Raw genomic sequence first — 21968 nt, forward strand, 5'->3', positions numbered from 1 at the left:
CCATGACCCAGAAACTCGTCATCATCGGGGCCGGCATGGCTTCGGGCAGGGTGATCGAGCATCTGCTCGACGCAGACCCCAACGCCTATGACATCACCCTGTTCAACGCCGAGCCGCGCGGAAACTACAACCGCATCATGCTGTCGCCGGTTCTGTCGGGGGAGAAGACCTACGAGGAGATCGTTACCCATTCGGATGACTGGTATGCGCAGAACGGCGTCACCTGCCGCTTCGGCGAGCATGTGGTGAATATCGACCGCGAGATGAAGGTGGTCGAGGGCGAAAACGGTCATGTTCCTTACGACAAGCTGATCATCGCCACCGGCTCCGCCCCCTTCATCATCCCGGTGCCGGGCCATGACCTGCCCAATGTGATCAGTTACCGCGACCTGGATGACACCAACGCGATGATCGAAGCCGCCGGGAAAGGCAGCAAGGCGGTGGTGATCGGCGGCGGCCTCCTGGGGCTCGAGGCGGCAGCGGGCCTCAAGGAACGCGGCATGAATGTGACCGTGCTGCACCTGATGGGCCACCTGATGGAGCGCCAGCTGGACGAGGCCGCGGGTTATCTCTTGCGCAAGGATCTGGAGGCGCGCGGCATTACCGTGAAAACCCAGGCCGCAACCAAGGCAATCCTGGGTGAGGGCCGCGCCGAAGCCGTGCTTCTGGAAAGCGGCGAGACGCTGGGGGCCGATCTGGTCGTGATGGCCGTGGGCATCCGCCCGGAAACCCGGCTCGCCACGGACGCACATCTGGATGTGGCGCGCGGCATCGAGGTGAACGCGCAGATGCAGACATCCGACCCTGATATCTATGCGGTCGGCGAATGCGTTGAGTTCGACGGCCACCTCTTCGGCCTTGTTGCGCCGCTCTACGATCAGGCCAAAGTGCTGGCGGACAGTCTCTTGGGCCAGCCCAGTGCATTTGTCGTCAAGGAACTGGCGACCAAGCTCAAGGTCACAGGCTGCGATCTGTTCAGCGCCGGGGATTTTGCCGGCGGCGAGACCCGCGAGGACATCGTCTTCCGCGATCCCTCCCGCGGTATCTACAAACGCCTGGTGATCGAAGAGGACCGCCTGATCGGCGCAGTGATGTACGGCGACACTGCCGACGGCAGCTGGTTCTTCGGGCTGATCAAAGACGGTACAGATATCGAGGAGATGCGCGAGACGCTGATCTTCGGCCCGGCTTTTCAGGGGGGCGCCTCTGCGGACCCTTTGTCAGCCGTTGCAGCCTTACCGCCTGAGGCGGAAATTTGCGGCTGCAACGGCGTTTGCAAAGGACAGATCACCAGTGCCATCGAAGGCGGCGCGACAGACCTTGGCGCAATCCGCGCCAAGACCAAGGCCAGCGCCTCCTGTGGCACTTGCACCGGGCTGGTGGAGCAGCTTTTGTCGGTGACGCTGGGTGATGAGTACGCTGCCCCTCAGGCCCAACCCATTTGCGGCTGCACCAGCCACACCCACGAGGATGTCCGCCGCCTGATCAAGTCGCAGGAGCTGAAAAGCCAGGCCGCAGTCTGGCAGGAACTGGGCTGGACCACCCCGAACGGCTGCCACAGCTGCCGCCCGGCGGTGAACTATTACCTATTGGCCGACTGGCCGCTTGAGTACCAGGATGACCCGCAAAGCCGTTTCGTGAACGAACGCAAGCACGCCAACATCCAGAAGGACGGCACCTTTTCCGTGGTGCCGCGCATGTGGGGCGGCATCACCACCCCGGAGGAGCTGCGCGCCATTGCCGATGCCGCCGACAGGTACAATGTGCCGACGGTCAAGGTCACCGGTGGCCAGCGCATCGACCTTTTGGGTGTCAGAGGCGAGGATCTGCCAGCCATCTGGTCCGACCTGAACGGCGCAGGGCTGGTCTCGGGCCATGCCTATTCCAAGGGGCTTCGCACCGTGAAAACCTGCGTCGGCACCGATCACTGCCGCTTTGGCACCCAGGACAGCACCGGGCTGGGCATCAAGCTGGAAAAACACCTCTGGGGGTCCTGGACGCCGCATAAGCTGAAGCTGGCGGTCTCCGGCTGCCCGCGCAACTGCGCCGAGGCAACCTGCAAGGACATCGGGGTGATCTGTGTGGACAGTGGCTATGAAATCCACGTGGGCGGCGCAGCCGGCATGGAGATCAAGGGCACCGAAGTCCTGTGCAAGGTGGAGACTGAGGAAGACGCCATCAAAGTGATTTCCGCCATGACCCAGATCTATCGCGAAAATGCCAAGTACCTCGACCGGATCTACAAATGGCTGGCCAAGGTCGGTCTGGACTGGGTCAAGACGCAGATCGTAGACGATCTGGAGAACCGCAAGGCACTGGCCGAGCGCTTTGCGCTGTCGCAATCCGTCTACCGCAAGGACCCCTGGGCCGAGCACGCGCAGAACCAAACCGTTCGGGCGCAATACGCCCCTCTTGCCAATCTCACATTGGAGGCTGCGGAATGAACTGGATCGACATCGGCCCAATTGACAGCATTCCCCTTTACGGCGCCCGGGTCATAAAAACACCCGTGGGCTGCGTCGCGCTGTTCCGCACCGGCCAGGATGAGGTCTTTGCCGCCGACGACCGCTGCCCGCACAAGGGCGGCCCGCTATCCGAAGGGATAGTGCATGGCCAAAGCGTGACCTGCCCGTTGCATAACTGGGTGTTTGACCTCAACATCGGCGAGGCGCAGGGCGCGGATGAAGGCCGGATCAGCACCTACCCGGTGCGCGTCGAAGCCGGGCGCCTTTTGATTGATGGCAATGCAATCGGCAAACGGAGCGCTGCGTGATGCCGGGTGCCGGATGCAAGGAAACCCGCTCAACCTGCCCCTATTGCGGCACCGGCTGCGGTGTGCTGCTGCGCCCGGACGGCGTGGGCGGGCTGGCGGTGCGTGGCGACCCGGACCACCCGGCCAATCGCGGGCGGCTCTGCTCCAAGGGGCTGGCACTGGGGGAAACCGTAGGGTTGCAGGGCCGCCTGCTGGCGCCGCAGGTGCAGGGCCGCGAAACCGATTGGGACAGCGCCCTGGACCTGATTGCCGCCAAGTTCCGGCAAGCGGCAGAACAGTATGGCCCGGACAGCGTCGGCTTCTACTTGTCGGGCCAGATGCTGACCGAGGATTACTATGTCGCCAACAAGCTGATGAAGGGCTTTCTCGGCTCGGCCAACATCGACACCAACTCGCGCCTGTGCATGGCCTCCACCGTGGCCGGCCACAAACGCGCTTTCGGCACCGACACCGTGCCCGGCACCTATGACGACCTGGAACAGGCTGATCTGATCGTTTTGGTCGGCTCCAACCTCGCCTGGTGTCATCCGGTGCTGTATCAGCGGATCCTTGCTGCCCGCGAAAAGCGCGGCACCAAGCTGGTGGTGATCGACCCGCGCCGCACCGCCAGCTGCGATCAGGCGGACATGCATCTGAAACTGCGCGCGGGCAGTGACGTGGCGCTGTTCAACCGGCTGCTGGCGGGGCTCTACGAGGGCGGCGCACTGGACGCTGATTACCTGAGCAACGTGAACGGGCTGGGCGAAGCGTTAGAAGCGGCCTTTGCAGCGGATGCTGCGCCGACCGGCCTGTCCGGGAACGAAATCACTGCCTTTTGCGATCTCTGGCTGCGCACGGAAAAGGTTGTTACCATCTTCAGCCAGGGCGTGAACCAGTCCACCTCCGGCGCGGACAAGGTGAATGCCATCCTTAACTGCCACCTGGCCGCCGGCCGCATCGGAAAACCTGGCTGCGGGCCGTTTTCGGTGACCGGCCAGCCTAATGCCATGGGCGGGCGCGAGGTCGGCGGGCTGGCTAATATGCTGGCCTGCCATATGGATCTGGAAAACAGCAGCCACCGCGACGCCGTCCAGGAATTCTGGGGGGCGCCCGCGATGCCGGACCGGGCCGGCCTGAAGGCGGTCGACCTGTTCCGCGCCGCAGGCGACGGGCGGCTCAAGGCACTGTGGATAATCCACACGAACCCGGCTGTCACCATGCCGGAGGCGGATGTCGTAGCCGCCGCCATCAAGGCCTGCGAATTCACCGTGGTCAGCGACATCACCGCAGCCACCGATACGGCCCGCTTGGCGGATGTGCTGCTGCCTGCCGCCGCTTGGGCTGAAAAGGACGGCACAGTTACTAATTCGGACCGTACCATCAGCCGTCAGCGTGCCGTTCTGCCGCCACCCGGGCAGGCCCGCGCCGACTGGGACATTCTGGCGGACGCGGGCCGGCGCATGGGCTGGGCCAAGGCGTTTGATTATCAAACCCCGGCCCAGATCTTCCGCGAACACGCGGCGCTTTCGGGTCTTGCGGGCAGCTTCGGGCTGGATTTCGATATTTCCGGTCTCGGCGGGCTTTCCATCCAAGAGTACGACGGGATGGCCCCAGTGCGCTGGCCGGTCAGCCGCGCCCGCCAGGGCGGGCGCTTCTTTGCGGATGGAAGGTTCTTTCACCCGGACTGCAAGGCACGCATGATGCCGGTCCGGCACCGCGCCCCGGCTGCCACGCCGGACCGCCGGTTTCCGCTCCGCTTGAACACCGGCCGTATCAGGGACCAGTGGCACACAATGACCCGCACCGGGCAGGCCGCCCGCCTGTCGGGGCATCTTGCGGAACCCTTTGCTGATATCCATCCTCAGGATGCCCGGAAGCTGGGGGTGGAATCAGCAGACCTGGTGCGCCTGCACAATACGCATGGCCAAGCCGTCCTACGCGCGCGGATCACCACCGATGTGCAACCCGGCGACCTGTTTGCGCCGATCCACTGGACCGGCGAAACCGCACCCTCGGCGCGTATCGACACGTTGGTGGCAGCCGCCATTGATCCTGTCTCGGGGCAACCCGAAAGCAAAGCCGCCGTTGTTGCCGCTGAACGCTGGCAAGCCGCCTGGTACGGGTTTGCAGTATCGTGCCGGCCAATGGCGCCTCAGGCGGACTATTGGGCTGTTGCACGAACCGAAGCTGGATACCGTGCGGAACTGGCCGGGCAGGCGCCTCTCACCGATCCGGAGGCCACTGGGCGGGACCTGTTCGCCATGCCAGAGGCCGAGGTGCAGATGATGACAGACAGTTGCAAGGGCATTGCCCGGCTGGCCCTGTTTCAGGACGGCGAGATCATGGCAGCGCTGTTCACCGCACCGGGGCCGGTGGCGGTCAGCCGGGACTATCTGGCCGGTCTGCCGGGCGCCAGCGCGGCGGGTGTTCTGACCGGCGTTCCCGCAGGGGACCAGCCCGACCCTGGTCCGGTGGTCTGCGCCTGCTTCAGCGTCGGAGCCAACACCATTCTCCATGCCATCGAAAGCGGAGGGCTGATGAGCGTTGGGGACGTGGGCGCTGCCTTGCACGCGGGAACAAACTGCGGCTCCTGCCGCCCTGACATCGCTGAATTGCTAGCGCGGCACCCGTTCCAGCAGGCCGCAGAACAGGACGGCTTCGGATGACGGTTTCCCCCGTAACTCAAAAGGCACCGGGCTGGCTTGCCCTGGTGGGCGCAGGCCCCGGCGCACGCGACCTGTTGACGGTCCGCGCACTGCAAAGGCTTCGGCAGGCTGATACGGTTTTCTATGACCGTCTGGTTGACGAGGAAGTCTTGGAGCTGGCCCCGCCAGCAACCAAACGGGTCTTTGTCGGCAAACACGTCGGTGCCCACGCCTGGCCGCAGGACAGGATCAACACGGTCATCGTTGCAGAGGCACTGAAGGGCCGCCGGGTTGTGCGCCTCAAGTCGGGTGACCCCAGTATCTTTGGACGAGCTGCCGAAGAGCTGGCCGCCGCCCGCGCCGCCGGCATCAACGCCGAGATCATTCCCGGGGTCACCGCCGCTTGCGCCGCCGCTGCACAGACAAGCCTCCCGCTGACCGAACGGGGGGTGTCAGACACGCTTGTGCTGACCACTGCCAGATGCAAGGCCGGAGACCCTCTGCCCGACTGCGCCCGGCATGCAAAGCCTGGAACCACAATTGTCTTTTACATGTCCGTGGGACAGGCATCCCGGGTACGCGACGGGCTGCTCCGCCTGGGCATGCCTCCCTCCACTCCTGTCACGATAGCTGTGGATGTTTCCAAGCCAGGCGCACGAACAGTGTTTTGCAACATCAGCGCGCTCCCGGAAACCCTGGGTCAACATGAAATCTCCGGCTGCGCAACAATTGTCATAACATATCCCAAGAACAGGTCCGGTCAGATATCCCCCAAGACAACGAGGTCATGTTGACAAATGGCGCAGCCAGAGGCGGATTGACGTGATATCGACGACGCCTATAAAGCTCTCGGCTGTTTTGTTGTAACGGGTTGCGGCCCTTAGGACGTTCTTGAGCTTGTTGAAGCACGGTTCGACCAGGTTTCGAGGCGGATACAGCGAATGCTCCACGAGGATGCTTTTTTGCGTAAGTCGCGCATGGGGATCACAGGACGTATACGCGCATTGAACGACCGTTTAGCGCCGATTTCGTCCTGCTGCATCGGCTAGGCCGTCACGATGACTAATGACCGGTGTGGGCTCGAAACGTCTTTATGAGGTCGCCGCAGCGGGCGGCAAGGAGGATGGGATTCTCTGAAACGTTCGGCCTGGCTATTCCGGCTATCTTCAGGAACGGGGACATACGCCTGTCGCTATTTGCTACCCTTGCTCAATTCGGCACGGCCGAGGACTTGCCCCTAGACGACCTAAGAATTGAGCTCTATTTCCCGCGGTCAAAAAAACCACGCCGCTGCTCAAGGCGATGACTGGATAGATCCCCCTCCGCTGGTGACACGGCCCGCCGATAGAGATGCCAAGTGGTGTGGCCAAGGATCGGCAAGGTGAAGATCAGACCCAGAAACGCCGGAACCAGCGACAACAGCAAGGCGACCGAGATGATCGCTGCCCAGGTGAGCATGACCAACGGGTTTTCCGTGACAACACGAATGGACGTTAACATGGCGGAAACGAAATTGGTTTCCCGGTCGAGCAGCATGGGCATGGCTACGACGGTCAACGAGAACAGTACAGCCGACAGAACTGCGCCTACACAGGTGCCAATAGCAAGGAAGGTCCAGCCCTGCGGTGTGAAGAATACGGTGTTCAAGAACCCGTCGAAATCCGAGAAGGATGCATTCTGCAGGATGATCGCCAGCCAAAGCCGAACCTGGTAGACCCACACCCAGAAAATGAACAGGGTAACAAAAGCCATCCAGCCCATTTCGCGCTTGCGTTGATTGGCCATGACGGTGAGGATTTCAGACCAGCCGAAACTCTCTCCCTTCTGGAACCGTCGGGACATTTCATAAAGCCCGGCGGCAGCGAAAGGCGCGACCAGCGGAAAGCCTACAGCGGCAGGAATGATCATCCAGATCTTGCCGAGCCAGACCAAGCACCAAACAAACAGGATCCCGAAAACCGCATAGAACAGGCCGAAGAAGCCACTCATGATGGGGTGAGCCAGAAAGTCGGAAAGCCCGGCCTTCAGCGACGCGGTGATATCACCCGCAGTCACACTATTGATCTTGGGCATGGCCCGCTGCTGCGGCGTCAGATTGTCTGGTGGTGTGGAACCTGCGGTCTTGGATGCCATGACACACTCCTCCCAATGCATAGAACCGCGCTGGTCCGTTTGCCAATAGACCAAGCGGTGAAACAGACAACCCTACTCCGCATACAAGTCTGCATCAGGTAAGGCGTGAGGACAAGGAAGAGTATGGCAGCCAAGTCCCGCTTGGCGATCCTGCCATAGCCCAAAGCTGAACGTCTGCTTGAAGCGGTTTGCGTCGTACTGCAATCGCGAAAAGCAGGTAGGCAATCTAGGTCTGCAAAGGGCTCAAACTACCTATCTCAGCGGCAATCCTAGTTGGGGGTCCCTGGACGATGTCGAACGGCCCAATCCTGACCTTCATCACTCTGTCAAACGCTGCGGCGCAGCTTTAACCATACCGGACATCCATTGATCGTGCAGCAAACAAGGTGAAGGTGAAATTTGTTCGTCGTCCTAATCCGAACCAATTCAATCATTTTTGAGGTTGTAGAACTCAAGTCACCCGCTCAGAGCGCTACGAAACTGCTCGGGCATGCAAAAAAGTCAAACCGGATCAGGCAGATCAGGCTCTCCAGGATAGGCAGCGTTGTGAAGAGTGCGGAGGCGGGCGGCTTGTCCCGCTTCGATATGGGCGCGCATACAAACCTCAGCTCTGTCACCATCACGGGCTTGAAGGGCTTCGATAATGGTCTGATGCTCTGCAATAGCTCTATCAAAACGGTCGCTTTCAACCGATGCGGCTGGACCAAGGATCATCAGAGAATTTTGGAGTATTCTCATTGAACTGTGCAAGAAGCGGTTCTTAGCAGCGTCCAATAAGGCGGAGTGAAACAGACGATTAAGCTCTAAAGCGCCCTCATCACTGGTTGCCTTGCTGAGTTCGAAATTGATGACGGATAATTCGTTGATCTCGACATCTGAAGCGGCGCGCGCAGCAAGCCGGGCGACAGTTCCTTCAAGCACAGTGCGCATCTCATAAAGCTCAATGATTTCTGCATAGTCCAAATACCTGATCGCGGCACCTTGGCGCGGCAAGTGGACTACAAGGCCATCAGCTTCGAGCTGGCGGATGGCTTCGCGTACGGGTGTACGGCTGACGCCCAAGCGATCCGCCAGCTCGATTTCCCTTAGGCGGTCACCCGGCCCCAATCGCCCTGCACGAATTTCATGAAAGAGAGTCACATAGGCCACGTTACTATGCCGGTTGTCAGCTTGGTGATGTCCGTTTTCCATCAATGCAGCCCTATGTTACTCTTGCAACACTCGGGAGTATGCAATTGGATACTGTCTGTCAACTTTTGCATTCTCAGCAATTCAGGGGGAGAAACTTTTCTCTTTCAAACAAATGGTTATGGTCGATACCTCCCCCTTCATCACCGCATAAGGTGAGGGCTGAGGAAACGCGACTTGGCACATATTGGATGTCAAAATGGTGCTGACATCAGATATCTTGCAACCCAAGATCATTTGGTATACCTCCGCATACAATATGCTTGAGCGTGAGCCAGACAGAGGTGTCTGAACACCAGCGCTTGAACTTTCGCTAGCACCTAACCGTTGGATTCATCATGAGCTTGTACACCGACTACCTAAGTGAGATCGCCACTCGTAAAGAGCAGGGGTTGAACCCCAAGCCCATTGATGGGGCTGAGCTTGTGAAAGAGCTGATCGCTCAGATCAAAGAGAACGGTAACGAACACCGCGAAGACTCGCTGAAGTTCTTCATCTACAATACTCTGCCAGGCACCACGAGTGCTGCAGGTGCCAAAGCAGCCTTCTTGAAAGAGATCATTCTCGGCAAGGAAGCCGTCGCAGAAATCTGTGCCGGCTTTGCCTTCGAGCTCTTGTCTCACATGAAGGGTGGCCCCTCGGTCGAGGTGCTGCTGGATCTGGCCCTCGGCGACGATCTGGGTATTGCATGCCAGGCCGCAGAAGTGCTGAAGTCGCAGGTCTTCCTCTATGAGGCCGACACCGACCGTCTGGATGACGCCTTCAAGGCGGGCAATGACGTGGCTAAGGATATCCTCAAAAGCTACGCCAAGGCGGAATTCTTCACCAAGCTGCCCGAGCTCGACGAAGAAATTAAAGTGGTGACCTATATCGCCGGTGAAGGCGATATCTCCACTGACCTCTTGTCCCCTGGCAACCAGGCGCACTCGCGTTCGGACCGGGAACTGCATGGCAAGTGCATGATGTCTGAAAAGGCGCAACAAGAAATTGAGGCGCTGAAGCTGCAGCACCCCGACAAGCGGGTAATGCTGATCGCGGAAAAAGGCACCATGGGTGTGGGCTCTTCCCGTATGTCCGGCGTCAACAACGTCGCGCTTTGGACCGGCAAGCAGGCCTCTCCTTTTGTCCCTTTCGTGAACTACGCACCGGTTGTTGCCGGAACCAACGGTATCTCGCCAATCTTCCTGACCACCGTGGGTGTGACCGGCGGCATCGGCCTGGACCTAAAGAACTGGGTCAAAAAGGTGGATGAGGATGGCAACACCATCCTCAACAACGATGGCAACCCCGTCCTGGAACAGAAATACTCGGTTGAGACCGGAACTGTTCTGACCATCAACAGCAAGACCAAGAAGCTCTATAGCGAAGATGGGTCCGAAGAACTGGTCGATGTGGCCGGCGCCTTTACCCCGCAAAAGATGGAGTTCATGAAGGCCGGCGGCTCTTATGCCATCGTCTTTGGTAAGAAACTGCAGACATTTGCCTGCGAGGCCCTGAGTGTTGAGCTGAAATCGGCCTTTGCGCCCTCCAAGGAAGTCAGCCACAAAGGCCAGGGCCTGACGGCGGTTGAGAAGATTTTCAACAAGAACGCGCGTGGCACCACGCCCGGCAAGACTCTGCACGCTGGCTCTGACGTGCGGGTCAAAGTCAACATCGTGGGCTCACAGGACACAACCGGTCTGATGACGAGCCAAGAGCTGGAAGCCATGGCGGCCACTGTGATCTCACCTTCGGTGGATGGTGCGTATCAGTCCGGCTGCCACACTGCCTCGGTTTGGGATCTCAAGGCGCAGGCCAATATCCCCAAGCTGATGTCCTTTATGAATGGCTTTGGCCTGATCACCGCCCGTGATCCCAAGGAAAAATACCACGCCATGACCGACGTGATCCACAAGGTGCTGAATGACATCACCGTGGATGACTGGGACATCATCATCGGCGGCGACAGCCACACCCGCATGTCCAAAGGCGTCGCTTTTGGCGCCGACTCTGGCACCGTGGCGCTGGCACTGGCTACCGGTGAGGCCTCGATGCCGATCCCGGAATCGGTCAAGGTGACCTTCAAGGGCCAAATGGCCGACTACATGGATTTCCGCGACGTTGTGCATGCAACCCAGGCGCAGATGCTGAAACAGCACGGCGACAATGTCTTCCAGGGCCGCATCATCGAAGTGCACATCGGCACTTTGCTTGCGGATCAGGCCTTTACCTTCACCGATTGGACCGCAGAAATGAAGGCAAAGGCCTCAATCTGCATCTCCAACGATGAAACCCTGATCGGCTCGCTGGAGCTGGCCAAGGGCCGTATTCAGATCATGATCGACAAGGGAATGGAGAATAAGGCCGGAACCCTGCAGGGCCTGATCGACAAGGCAGACAAGCGCATTGCCGACATCCGCTCGGGCGAGAAACCGGCGCTGACCCCGGATGCCAACGCCAAGTACTATGCTGAGGTGATTGTTGATCTGGACGAGATCGTTGAGCCGATGATCGCCGACCCGGACGTCAACAACGCCGATGTCTCCAAGCGCTACACCCACGACACCATCCGCCCGATCTCGTTCTACAAAGCGGACAAGAAGGTGGATCTGGGCTTTGTAGGTTCCTGCATGGTGCACAAGGGCGACATGAAGATCGTCGCCCAGATGCTGAAGAACCTGGAAGAAGCCAACGGCAAAGTCGAGTTCAATGCACCGCTGGTGGTTGCTGCTCCGACCTACAACATTATCAACGAGATGAAGGCCGAGGGCGACTGGGAGATCCTTCAGCGCTATTCGGGCTTTGAATTCGACGACTTCATGCCCAAGAGCCAGGCGCGTACAGAATACGAGAACATCCTCTATCTGGAGCGTCCAGGCTGCAATCTCTGCATGGGCAACCAGGAGAAGGCCGAAAAAGGCGATACAGTGCTTGCCACCTCAACTCGCCTGTTCCAGGGCCGCGTTGTGGAAGACACCGCCGAGAAGAAAGGTGAGTCTTTGCTTGCTTCAACTCCGGTTGTTGTTCTTTCAGCAATCCTTGGCAGAACTCCTGCAATTGAAGAATACAAGGCTGCGGTGAAAGGCATTGACCTGACAAAATTTGCCCCCCCCTTGGAGAAGCCTGCTGGTACACGGTCAGCCCACTTCTGAAACACCAGACAAAAAACTGCCCCATTTTAGTGGGGCAGTTTGAATAGCTGCGCATGATTGATCTTGGACCTCCCGGACGAGAACGTCTCAAACCCATGAGCTCGGCACCTGAGCTGCAGTCAGGCCGGCCGTCTGCATCAAAATCGTCACTCAGGCAGACCCGACTTCAGCAGGGCGTCAGCCCAAGACCGGCGCAACTCTTCATTTCCATATGCAACTTGCTCGGTATAGGCGCGAGCCGGGTGAGGTGCGGATCTCGTTTATCTGGCCTGGAACGCATTTCGTAGTGGAGCGGCCAAGGCTGGAAATTCGCCGGATGCCCCAAGGGCAGCTGACCGTTTGATTGGCCGGGGCCTCTTGATGAACCTTTCAAATCCTAAGGTGTCGATCTTCATGCTCGCCTTCTCGCCTCAGCTTGCGGACCCGTCCCAAGGGGGAATTGGAACACAAATGCTGATGCTCTGTGCAACCATGACCGTGATGACGCTGATGGTGTTCGAAGGCTTGGCGTGGGCATCAAGGCTGGCGGGGCAGAAAGTATCCACCTCGCACCGGATCCAATGCGCAAAGCAGCGTATCGCAGGCATAGTGTTCCTCGGATTGGCAGCCAAGCTCATTTTGCAGAGCTGACGGGAGCGGCCCTTTGCGGTCATCCATCGTACTTCCGCTTGCGGCAATGCAGCTTCCCCAAACCGGATGGAGTGGATGGCTCCTGCTCCCCCGGCGTCGCAATGCGCCATAATGCAGTTGTCATGGCCTGCCAGGAGAGGAGCCACCCTATGACAGTTAAAACAGTCGGCCTGGATTTGGCCAAGGATGTGTTTCAGGTTCACGGAATTTCCGAGAATGGACGCGTGATTTTCAAGAAGACAATTAGGCGGGCGAAGCTGCTGACATTTTTCGAAACCCTGCCGCGCTGCACCGTTGGCATGGAAGCGTGCGGATCGGCACATTACTGGGGCCGTGAGCTGCGCAAGCTCGGGCACGATGTCCGCCTGATGCCAGCGTTCTATGTCAAACCTTATGTGAAGCGCGGCAAGACCGATGCGGTTGATGCTGAGGCGATCTGCGAAGCAGTCCGGCGGCCATCAATGCGGTTTGTTGAGATAAAGTCGAAGGACCAACAGGCATTCCTTACCGTGCATCGCACCCGCGACCTCGTGGTCCGGCAGAGAACTCAGGTTGTAAACACGATCCGTAGCATCCTGCGAGAATTTGGGCATGTGCTGCCGACAGGCGTAGAAGCCGTGAACCGCTTTTCGCAAAGCCATATGGATGGGGATCAATTGGACATGCCCGAGTTAGCCAACGGTATTCTGGGAACGCTGTGCTATCAGCTGCTGGGGCTCAATGCGCGGATCGACGGATACACCCAGCTCATCAAACGACATGCGTTGCTTGACGCAAACTGCCGCCGCCTGACGCGCATACCGGGTGTCGGGCCAATTACAGCGTCAGCCATGGTCGCGACAATTGGCGACGGGCACCAGTTCAGAACTGGTCGGGATCTTGCTGCATGGCTGGGCTTGACCCCGCGCAACAAGTCCAGCGGTGGCAAACAGAAGCTCGGCAAGATCACGAAAATGGGCGACAGGTACCTCCGCAAGTTGCTGGTCGTTGGTATGACGTCGCGCGCCTTGCAAGCGAAAACCCATCCCGAGCGCGCCGACCGGTGGACCGCTAATATCCTCGTACAAAAACCATTCCGGCTAGCGACCATTGCGATGGCCAACAAGTCAGCGCGGGTTATCTGGGCAATTCTGACAAAAAAACAGAACTACCGGCAGCCCGTCGCATAACGCGGCAGCGCCGCCACGAGATGCAAGACGAAAGAAGTGATGACGCGGAACAAGTCAACCAAGAGCCAGGACACTCCGGCGAATGGCGTGAACCTTAGAGTTCGTTAACCCGATTGGAACCTCGCTTGCGGAACACATCAGGGCCAGCAGTATTTTGAAAATGCTGCGCAAACAGGCTGGACAGACGACTGTACTGACAGACCACCGTTGAAGTCACAATAAACTCTTGCAATGCAGGAGCCATCCGCAGAAGCCATTCGTGAACAGTGCAGCATTTCAGGAACAAAGGCGGGACAAACCCTCCTTTCGCTGCTGAAGCAGGCTGGATGACCGCCGCGTAGGACAGGGAGAAGAGCAGGCTAGCCATGGATCGGCTCGCTCAGGATGGTTGGCAACTTGTCTCACGCGCGATGTCATACCTACGACGATGAGCTGCCTTAGGTATCGGTCGCCCATCTTGGTGATCTTACCCAACCGCTCCTTTCCGCCGCTCGAACGGTTGCGCGGGGTAAGCCCCAACCAAGCCGCAAACTCGCGTCCACTTCTGAACTGCCTGCCTGATCCGATTGTCGCGGCCACGGCAGATGCTGTGACAGGCCCGACACCCGGAATGGTCTGCAATAGCTGGGCTTGTCGGCTCAAACGCGCCTGGATGCGCATGGTGATCTCATACCAGCTGAGGCGGTTGTTCGCCTTCGCATAGGCCAGGCATCGGTCTTCCAGCCACGCGTTCAACTCGGCATAGGATTTGAACTTCGGACGCGGCACGAAGAACCTCCGCCGGAGCACGCCGACCTGGTTCTCAACCTGGCCTTTCTCCCAGCCCGACGCGGGCGTACAGGCGACCGGATCGACCAGGTAATGTCCGCACATCTGCTGGAACCGACGATTGTAGGCGCGATCCTTGCCGACAAAGATCGCATCCACAGCCGTCTTCATATTATCGTAGATACCTCGGGCACAGGCCCCGCCGAAGAAGGCGAAAGCCTTATCGTGGGCGTCAAAAACCATCTCTTGCGTCTCGCGGGGGTAAGCCCGGACAAACGGCATCCGGCTATGGCTGAGGCGTATATGGGGTCGTTTCCGGTAGGGGGCAGGATAGTACGTTTAGCGAAGCGGACCTTTATACAACGAGCGGCGAAATCACTCACTGAGCCCATTAGTAACGATTGCTGCACGTCGCACGAATGTCTGTTGTTAAAAAAATCTGGGACGAATTCGTCGGGTTTTGCTTCTCGTCTGCGGTACTTTCGAATGAGACGGTCAGTTTCCAACGTTCATTTTTTTCTGTCGATATTGACTCAGCCAGTAAGCCACGCAAATCCAGTTCCGCAGTTTCAGACTTCAGCCAGGCGGTGCAGCTTTCGCCAATCTCGTCGGGTTGCATTCGTGATCGGCCCATCAAAGCGCACTCCCAGACGGTCGCAATCCGCCATCCACTCTCGATAAGGGCAGCCCTCTGTTTCGCATCGCGCTCGCGGTTGCGGGTGATCTTCTGTTGCCAGAAGTCCCGCCGGGACCTGGGCATGCTGAACAGGTGACAGTCGTGGCCATGCCAGAAACAGCCGTGAACGAAGAGAACCGCACGGTGTTTTGGGAAAACTAGGTCCGGCTTGCCGGGCAAGTCCCGGCGGTGAAGGCGAAAGCGCAGCCCTCGCCTGTGCAGGCTTGAGCGGATCGCAAGCTCGGGTTTGGTGTCCTTGCCCTTGATGCTCGCCATGATCTTGCTGCGGACGGCAGTCGATACGCGGTCGGCACACATTGGGTTGGCCTCCGTTTAATGAGGGAATGGCGCGGGGCGCTACGGCCTGGCTCTGCGCTTTCCGAGAAGCATCGCCAGCACTCGACCGTCGGTGATGATCAGGCCGATAGCGATCAGGCCGAACCCCCAGAGCGCCTCCGTGCCCAGCCTCTCGCCAAGGAACGAGTAGCTCAGGCCGACGGCGATCGGTGGGATCAGCAGGGTGACCAGCATCAGGTTGGCCGAACCCGCCCGAACGAGGATCTCGAAATAGAGAAGGTAGGCCACCGCCGTTGACAGCAGCGAGACAGCAAGGAGCGAGGCCCAGACCTCCATAGAGAGCGCAAATGATGGGAGACCCTCGCTGTAGAACGCGACCGGCACCATCAGGATTGTGCTGCCTACCAGCATACCGAAAGCGTTCATCACCGGCGGGTACCCGGAAAGGAATTTCTTTCCCCAGACACCGGCGAATGCATAGGACAGTGCTGCGCCCAGTATCGCGATCTGCGCCAGGTTGCGCAGGTCGAAGTTCGTCAATGCATCGAGGCCCATGATAGCGGCCACACCGAACACACCGAAAAGGGCACCGACAATCTTGCGCGGGATCAGCGGCTCATCCACCAGGAAGATGCCGGCAACGACTGCCCCGAACACGGCCGTCGTCCCGTTCAGGATGGAGGCAAGGCCGCTTTCGATGCTCACCTGCCCCCAGAAGATCAGGGAAAAGGGGATGGCGTTGTTCAGCGCGCCCATCACCAGGTAACAGAGCCAGGCCTTCACTGACCTCGGGATCCTCAAACCCTTCCACAGGACGACCATGTACAGCGCCGGAACCGCCCAGAAGATGCGATGCAGCGCGACCGTTAGAGGCGGAACTTCCCTCAGGGCAATCTCAGCGAAGAAAAACGATCCGCCCCACACAGCCGCCAGTGCAAGCAGCAGCGACCCGGAAACCATATTGAGGGTGGGTACGGATTTGCCAGTCATGGTTTTTCCTTTGATTTTCTTAGTTCTCATTCAACCATAGCTATGTTTCCGAACAACCCGAAACCTGCGCTTTCGCCTGCCGTTATGCCCGTTAGTTTAGTCGTCTACTCGGCGTCATGGAATATGATGCCAAGCGTGTGCCGTGTACCGCTGTGCAGCCGGCTCACACCGTGGCGCATGTTTACGCGATAGGTGCTCTTGGTCCCGCGCACCGGTCGGTTGCGCACGGCAAAGACCACGGCGTCACCCTGAGCCAGGGACAGGACCTCGGCCCGGCTTTGCATGCGAGGGCGCTGCTCCGTCAGCACGAACTCACCGCCGATGAAGTCCCGGCGCGGCTCAGAGAGAAGGACGGCAACCTGAAGCGGAAACAACAGTTCTCCATAGACATCCTGATGAAGGCAGTTGTAGTCGCCTTCCGAATACTGCAGCAGCAGCGGCGTCGGCCGTACCTGCCCCGAGTCGTGGCATCTGCTCAGGTAGTCCGCATGCCGGTTCGGAAATCGTGTGTCGATTTTCATCCGCTCGTTCCAGTCGTTCGCGATTGGCGCCAGCAGCGGATACAGCCCCTCCCGGAGCGCGAGGACAGTTTCGGGGAGCGGGTATGCGAAGTACTTGTATTCACCTTTCCCGAAGCCGTGCCGTGCCATTCGGATATGGCTGCGAAATGGCGCATCGGTTGCGTAAAGCTTGGCCACCGCGTCACATTCTTCTGGCGCTAGCAAACTGCTTACCGTCGCACAGCCCCAGGCATTCAATTGGTCTTCCAAATTGCCTGCATCGATCGCGTTAATTCGTTCGGTTAGGGGAATGAGGGTCAACTAACACACTCCACTTTGTCCATCTGAAGGGCCCACTGGGCGGCCTCGATAGCACGGGTGATATCGCTTTCATTTGTCCGCCAGTTCACGACGCTTACGCGCATAGCGCGGCGGCCCTGCCAGACCGTATCCGAAAAGAACGCCTCGCCTGTCGCATTAATCCGGGACATGATTTCCTTTGTGTAAAGGTCGCCTTCCTCGCCGGTGTCACCCGGTCTGGCGAACCTGACCAGTCCCTGATTCAACTGCGGATCAAACACAACATGGGCGTTATCCAATGCTCCAATCCCCCGGACAATCGCCTGGCAGTGGGCACAGCAGCGGTCAATCATATCCTCGATGCCGGATCGGCCCAATTGCTTGAGAGCTGCGTAGACAGGAACGCCGCGCGCCCTTCGGGACCATTCCGGGTTCCAGTCGATCTGGTCACGCGCCGCTCCAGCCGGGGCAATATAGTCGGCCGCGATGGTCATAGCTGCCTTATGCGCGGCCTGGTCTCGGATAATGGCGACACCGCAATCAAACGGCACGTTCAGCCACTTGTGACCATCGGTCGCCCAGCTGTCAGCCAGCTGAAGACCGTCAGCCAAATGGGAGTATTTGGCACTTGTCCGTGCGAAAAGGCCGAAAGCACCATCAATATGCACCCACGCACCAGTATTTTTCGCCATAGGGATCAGGGTCCTGTAGTCATCAAATGCACCAATGTTCAAATCGGCGGCGTTCAAGACTAAAATCTTCGGGCCTTTGTGTTCCGAAAGCGCCTGTTCAAGTTCACTTGTCAGCACTCTTCCCATTGAGTCAGTCTTCAGTTGAACCAAAGAACTTTGCCCCAAGCCCAAGAAGTTCACCGCTTGCCGGATAGAGCCATGCTTTTGGTCATTCACCAGAACCTTGAGGTCTGGCGCACCGATCAGCCCATTTTCCTCGACGTCCCATCCATCTGCCTTAAGGACGGCATGTCGCGCCGCTGCGAGCGATGTCATATGCGCCAACTGGCATCCTGTCGTGAACGCGAAAGAAGCGTCACGGGGCAGGTCGAACAACTCTTTCAGCCAAATACCGGCTTGCTCCTCAACCACCGCTGCAGCAGGTCCGCACGCATAAAGGGCTGCATTCTGATCCCAGGTTGAGACGAGCCAATCAGCGGCAAGCGCGGCCTCAAGTCCACCACCGATGACCCAGGCAAAAAACCTTCCGCCCGCAGACCCCAGCAAACCGTCCTGCATATCTCTTGCCAATGTCTGCACTACGGTTTCGGGTTCTTCTCCATTTGCAGGCAATGGGCCAGAAAACCTGGAACGGAGTGTTTCAAGACTGGCTGTGGAATTGACTTTTCTTTCATCCAATCCTTCCAGCCAGGTTTTTGCGAGTGTTGCGGCTTGGTCCAGCGCTTGTGTCATAGTGAAACCTCTTAAATAGTTCTTTGCCATTTTGCCTTCAGGGTCCGGCTTGAGACGACCCGAAACATGCTAATTCTGCATCGGTCGGGTGGCGGATATGTGCGCGAGCGCCTTTCCGATATCTGCACAAAGATCTTCCGAATGCTCCAAGCCAATGTGCAGGCGTAAAAGTCGCCCTTCATTGGGAAGTACATCCAAAGCGCGCAAGTGATGAGGGATGGCTGGCATTACGAGGCTTTCAAACCCACCCCAGCTGGTTCCCAGTCCAAAGAGCGACAGGCTGTCGATGAGTTTGGCGAATTCTTCCTCGCTGCACGCTACAAGCTCGATCGTGAACGGCCCCGCTCCGCCCGTAAACTGCCGCTTCCACAGCTCATGCCCTGGGTCATCATCGAGGGCCGGGTTGAGAATTTTCTTGATCTGGGGTTGACCCTGTAACCATTGCGCGACGTGGCGGGCGTTCTCCTCATGGCGCCGCATACGCACGTCGAGTGTCCTGAGCCCGCGAAGCCCGAGCCAACACACATCCGGAGCGGCGGTTGAGCCATAGTGGGCGCACCAGTCTCGCGTAGATGACAGGTCGTCATATGAGCCTGTAATCAGGCCCAGCATGATGTCGGAATGCCCGCCGATGTACTTGGTTGCGGCGTGAATGGATATGTTGATGCCAAGGCCGTGCGCGTCAAAGAAGAGCGGTGTGCCCCAGCTGCTGTCACACGCCACTGGCACGCTGTAGTGTTTGGCCAGCTTACAAACAGCCTCTACATCAATCATATCCATCGTCAACGAACCGGGAACTTCGATAAATACAAGCGCTGTTCGTTCGTCGAGGTGAGATTCGAGAGCATCTAAGGTGTCAAAGAACACAACCTCGCTGCCAAGCTTGTCCAGCTCCTTTTCTGCGAGAACCCGTGTGGGTCCGTAAACACAATCCTGGACCAGGATACGCTTGCCGGGGGCGGAATGCGCGCCGATTACTGCGGCAACAGCACTTAACCCACTCGACGTGGCAATGCAGCTCTCCGTCTCGCATAAGGCGGCCATGGCGGTTTGCAATTCAAAAACGGTGCTCGTGCCGGATCGCCCATAGCGTGGGGTCTCAAAGGTCACGCCCTTGTAGGAATTCTTGAATTCGGCCAGCGTCGAAAAAATTGTTGTCGAAGCGCGGACCAATGGCGGATTCACCGCGTTTGCGGCATCTGCCGACGCACGGCCAAGGTGAACAAGCTGTGTGGTCTTTTTGGACATGGCTTTATCTCTGGAAAATACTGCGATCGCTCGCTTCACGTGGTAGTGATTTCAGGAAGATCTGACTGCCTATGAGGATGGTCAGTGAGCAAAGCGCCAGGATATGGAACAGTCCATCAAAGCCCCAGTTCACATGGATGACGGAGATCATCGGCAGGGCGGTGGACAGCGCCAGAAAGCTGACCATTGCCCGCAACCCAAAGGCGCGGGCCCGTGCCTTGTTTGATACTGTTTTTGCCATCAGGAAATCGTTGATCGGAACCTGACCGAACACGCCAAGCATGAACCCAAAGGAGACCGCGAAGGCCGCAAGGTTCTGCAAGCCTGGCATCATCAGAAACGCTGAGATTTGGATGACCATGACCAGTAGGATCGTGGGCTTGGCCCCAACGCTATCCAGCATGAAGCCGGTAACGAGCTGTGCCAATGAGGCTGCCGCAAACACAAGGAATGCCAATACGCCAATGATCGTCGCTGACTGCGATGTCAAAAGGGAGAGGGTTTCGCTGATATCATCTGCAAGACCGGTAAGCCTCTCATCGAATATTTCCGGCAACGCGACGGTGGTTGATTGGAAGATAACGTTGCCCAGTAGAGTGATCATGTAGACGCACAACAGCACGCGCCATTTCGGGCCATAGGCAATGTTCTGATGCGATGTGACGCCTTGGTCTTCTGGCGGGCTGTCTTGGCTAATATTCCGCGAAACAATGTAATACGGATAGGCGAATGCGATCCCGATCAGGCCCGGTAAAATGAACGCAGCGCGCCAGCTTGCCAGGTCAATGAGCAGTCCCGTGATGAGCGCCGCGGACCCGACACCAAGGTTTCCCCAGACGCCGTTCACCGCCAGCCGCATGCCCGTTTTTCGCCAACGTCCGGTGACGATGGCAAGCCCGACCGGATGGTAGATTGAGGCGAACACGCCCATCAGCAAGAGCCCGGCTCCAAGCTGAAACGGGTTTTGGGCAAAGCCGGTCAGGACTGAAGACAACCCGATGCCGAAGAAGAATATGCACATCATGCCGTCGCGGCTCCACCTGTCCGCAAGCCAGCCACTTGGTAAAGCGCAGAGCGCAAACGCCGCGAACCCCGGCGCTCCATAGGGCAGAAGTTCGGAATAGCTCAGACCCCAGCCTTCGCTCAGCGCGAGCGCGGCCACCGTTGCAAAGATCAAGATGAAATAGTGATCCAGAAAGTGGCCAACATTCAGCAGCAGGAAATATTTGGTGTCGCGTGTGACCATTCGGGTTCCAGTGTCGTTGCGACGGAACTACCATTGTCATATAGTCGATGTATGGACATAGATCGTCGAGAAACAGACAAACATGTAGAAAAGACCGTAGCTCGAAGTGTTGAGTCTTTGGACTACCAGGAGCTTCCGGTGGCCTTGGCGGTCATGGCAAAGCGGTTTCCGGACGGCTATTTTGTCGAGCCCCACGATCATCCACGGGATCAGTTGATCTATGCCGTTGCGGGTCTTATGCGTGTCGCCACATCCGATGATACCTGGGTGGTGCCACCTGATCGCGCCCTGTTCATGCCTGCCGACATTGAACACAGTATCGAGATATGTGGCAATGTCGAAATGCGTTCTCTTTACATCACGCCGTTGAAAGCCAGCACGATCAAAGTATTGAAAGTTCACTCGCTCTTGAGGGAACTCATTACCCACCTTGGCCGCGAGCCTATAGACTACTCCGGCAATAAGCGCGCAGAACAAATTGCCGCTCTGATCCGGATAGAGTTGATAGAGGCGGAGGCACTGCCCTTGAACATCCCGCTGCCCCGAGACGAGCGCCTGCGCCGTGTCTGCCAAAGGCTTATGAACGACCCGTCTACCACTTTGCCACTTGAGCAGCTTGCTGATGACGCTGGCGCGTCCTCCAAAACACTGGCGCGTCTGTGTGCCCGTGAACTGGGGATGAGTTTTTCCGCCTGGCGTCGTCGTGTCCGGTTCTCGAAAGCCATGGAATTGCTTGATGGTGGCCAGCCTATGAAACAGGTCGCTCGAAGCTGCGGCTACGAAAGCCCAAGTGCGTTCACCTATGCTTTCCGAAAAGAGTTTGGCATGGCTCCCAGCGGGCTCCGGAAATAGTGGTAATGCGGGAGCGAAA

The 21968-nt window shown here is 58.4% G+C and carries 16 protein-coding genes and 2 pseudogenes; 8 read left to right on the forward strand and 10 right to left on the reverse strand.

Going from position 1 to position 21968, the window contains the following annotated elements; genetic code table 11:
- Positions 1–2: 2 nt before the first annotated feature.
- Genes nirB through cobA form a run of 4 tightly spaced genes read left to right on the forward strand, consistent with a single transcriptional unit; the run spans position 3 to position 6191 of the window.
- Positions 3–2444, forward strand: coding sequence for a nitrite reductase large subunit NirB (gene nirB, locus AQUI_RS0101480; RefSeq protein WP_027255948.1), 2442 nt, complete (start codon positions 3–5; stop codon positions 2442–2444).
- Positions 2441–2773 carry a nitrite reductase small subunit NirD gene (nirD, locus tag AQUI_RS0101485; protein WP_027255949.1) on the forward strand — a complete coding sequence of 111 codons (333 nt, stop codon included), beginning with the start codon at positions 2441–2443 and terminating at the stop codon, positions 2771–2773. Before nirB ends, nirD begins: the two co-directional genes overlap by 4 nt.
- A complete protein-coding gene (locus tag AQUI_RS0101490) occupies positions 2773–5418 on the forward strand; it encodes a nitrate reductase (protein ID WP_027255950.1) in 2646 nt (881 codons plus the stop codon). Before nirD ends, AQUI_RS0101490 begins: the two co-directional genes overlap by 1 nt.
- A complete protein-coding gene (gene cobA, locus AQUI_RS26745) occupies positions 5415–6191 on the forward strand; it encodes a uroporphyrinogen-III C-methyltransferase (RefSeq protein WP_035919524.1) in 777 nt (258 codons plus the stop codon). Before AQUI_RS0101490 ends, cobA begins: the two co-directional genes overlap by 4 nt.
- Here the strand turns inward: cobA and AQUI_RS29635 are convergent.
- From AQUI_RS29635 to AQUI_RS26755, 3 genes and pseudogenes are all read right to left on the reverse strand, one after another.
- Positions 6183–6388 (reverse strand): annotated as a pseudogene (locus AQUI_RS29635) (IS5/IS1182 family transposase); the annotation flags it as partial. The gene cobA and the pseudogene AQUI_RS29635 sit on opposite strands and share 9 nt — an antisense overlap.
- 269 nt (positions 6389–6657) lie before the next feature.
- Complete coding sequence (locus AQUI_RS26750; RefSeq protein ID WP_051371742.1) at positions 6658–7530, reverse strand: DUF2189 domain-containing protein; 873 nt, start codon at positions 7528–7530, stop codon at positions 6658–6660.
- 501 nt (positions 7531–8031) lie between these two features.
- Positions 8032–8721: a GntR family transcriptional regulator gene (locus AQUI_RS26755; protein WP_051371743.1), complete on the reverse strand. Its 690-nt coding sequence runs from the start codon at positions 8719–8721 to the stop codon at positions 8032–8034.
- A 335-nt stretch (positions 8722–9056) separates the two neighbouring features.
- On the opposite strand from AQUI_RS26755, the gene AQUI_RS0101510 reads away from it, so the two are divergent.
- From AQUI_RS0101510 to AQUI_RS0101520, 3 genes are all read left to right on the forward strand, one after another.
- On the forward strand, positions 9057–11849 hold the full coding sequence (locus AQUI_RS0101510) for a bifunctional aconitate hydratase 2/2-methylisocitrate dehydratase (protein WP_027255951.1): 2793 nt from the start codon (positions 9057–9059) through the stop codon (positions 11847–11849).
- Positions 11850–12113: 264 nt separating this feature from the next.
- Entirely contained in the window at positions 12114–12479 is a 366-nt protein-coding gene (locus AQUI_RS26760) for a LysE family translocator (protein WP_084294206.1), read from the forward strand.
- Between the two features lie 149 nt (positions 12480–12628).
- A complete protein-coding gene (locus AQUI_RS0101520) occupies positions 12629–13648 on the forward strand; it encodes an IS110 family RNA-guided transposase (protein ID WP_027255952.1) in 1020 nt (339 codons plus the stop codon).
- Positions 13649–13924: 276 nt separating this feature from the next.
- Here AQUI_RS0101520 and istA read toward each other — a convergent pair.
- The 7 genes and pseudogenes from istA to AQUI_RS26775 all read right to left on the reverse strand — a co-directional run.
- Positions 13925–14731, reverse strand: a pseudogene (istA, locus tag AQUI_RS32390) (IS21 family transposase); the annotation flags it as partial.
- A gap of 76 nt (positions 14732–14807) precedes the next feature.
- Positions 14808–15410, reverse strand: a complete 603-nt coding sequence (locus AQUI_RS26765; protein ID WP_084294208.1) for a very short patch repair endonuclease — start codon at positions 15408–15410, stop codon at positions 14808–14810.
- 39 nt (positions 15411–15449) lie between these two features.
- Positions 15450–16379, reverse strand: coding sequence for a DMT family transporter (locus AQUI_RS0101535; RefSeq protein ID WP_027255954.1), 930 nt, complete (start codon positions 16377–16379; stop codon positions 15450–15452).
- A 104-nt stretch (positions 16380–16483) separates the two neighbouring features.
- Positions 16484–17200: a 2OG-Fe(II) oxygenase gene (locus AQUI_RS0101540; RefSeq protein WP_027255955.1), complete on the reverse strand. Its 717-nt coding sequence runs from the start codon at positions 17198–17200 to the stop codon at positions 16484–16486.
- Positions 17197–18603 carry a pyridoxal phosphate-dependent decarboxylase family protein gene (locus tag AQUI_RS26770; protein WP_035919527.1) on the reverse strand — a complete coding sequence of 469 codons (1407 nt, stop codon included), beginning with the start codon at positions 18601–18603 and terminating at the stop codon, positions 17197–17199. The genes AQUI_RS0101540 and AQUI_RS26770 overlap by 4 nt, the downstream gene beginning before the upstream one ends.
- Positions 18604–18672: 69 nt before the next feature.
- Positions 18673–19851, reverse strand: a complete 1179-nt coding sequence (locus AQUI_RS0101550) for a trans-sulfuration enzyme family protein (RefSeq protein ID WP_035919529.1) — start codon at positions 19849–19851, stop codon at positions 18673–18675.
- 4 nt (positions 19852–19855) lie between these two features.
- The gene (locus tag AQUI_RS26775) at positions 19856–21097 is read right to left on the reverse strand and encodes an MFS transporter (RefSeq protein ID WP_051371745.1); all 1242 of its coding nucleotides are present in this window, start codon (positions 21095–21097) and stop codon (positions 19856–19858) included.
- 138 nt (positions 21098–21235) lie between these two features.
- Here AQUI_RS26775 and AQUI_RS0101560 point away from each other — a divergent pair, with 138 nt between their 5' ends.
- Positions 21236–21949 carry an AraC family transcriptional regulator gene (locus AQUI_RS0101560; RefSeq protein ID WP_211235986.1) on the forward strand — a complete coding sequence of 238 codons (714 nt, stop codon included), beginning with the start codon at positions 21236–21238 and terminating at the stop codon, positions 21947–21949.
- Positions 21950–21968: the final 19 nt, after the last annotated feature.

Origin of the sequence: Leisingera aquimarina DSM 24565, assembly GCF_000473165.1 — a bacterium.
In the GTDB taxonomy this organism is placed as follows: domain Bacteria; phylum Pseudomonadota; class Alphaproteobacteria; order Rhodobacterales; family Rhodobacteraceae; genus Leisingera; species Leisingera aquimarina.

Coding starts and splice junctions, on each gene's coding strand:
- AQUI_RS26755 (WP_051371743.1), bottom strand. CDS start 8,721: ATGGAAAACGGACATCACCAAGCTGACAACCGGCATAGTAACGTGGCC.
- AQUI_RS0101550 (WP_035919529.1), bottom strand. CDS start 19,851: ATGTCCAAAAAGACCACACAGCTTGTTCACCTTGGCCGTGCGTCGGCA.
- AQUI_RS26775 (WP_051371745.1), bottom strand. CDS start 21,097: ATGGTCACACGCGACACCAAATATTTCCTGCTGCTGAATGTTGGCCAC.
- AQUI_RS26750 (WP_051371742.1), bottom strand. CDS start 7,530: ATGGCATCCAAGACCGCAGGTTCCACACCACCAGACAATCTGACGCCG.
- AQUI_RS0101510 (WP_027255951.1), top strand. CDS start 9,057: ATGAGCTTGTACACCGACTACCTAAGTGAGATCGCCACTCGTAAAGAG.
- nirD (WP_027255949.1), top strand. CDS start 2,441: ATGAACTGGATCGACATCGGCCCAATTGACAGCATTCCCCTTTACGGC.
- AQUI_RS26765 (WP_084294208.1), bottom strand. CDS start 15,410: ATGTGTGCCGACCGCGTATCGACTGCCGTCCGCAGCAAGATCATGGCG.
- AQUI_RS0101535 (WP_027255954.1), bottom strand. CDS start 16,379: ATGACTGGCAAATCCGTACCCACCCTCAATATGGTTTCCGGGTCGCTG.
- nirB (WP_027255948.1), top strand. CDS start 3: ATGACCCAGAAACTCGTCATCATCGGGGCCGGCATGGCTTCGGGCAGG.
- cobA (WP_035919524.1), top strand. CDS start 5,415: ATGACGGTTTCCCCCGTAACTCAAAAGGCACCGGGCTGGCTTGCCCTG.
- AQUI_RS26770 (WP_035919527.1), bottom strand. CDS start 18,603: ATGACACAAGCGCTGGACCAAGCCGCAACACTCGCAAAAACCTGGCTG.
- AQUI_RS0101520 (WP_027255952.1), top strand. CDS start 12,629: ATGACAGTTAAAACAGTCGGCCTGGATTTGGCCAAGGATGTGTTTCAG.
- AQUI_RS0101490 (WP_027255950.1), top strand. CDS start 2,773: ATGCCGGGTGCCGGATGCAAGGAAACCCGCTCAACCTGCCCCTATTGC.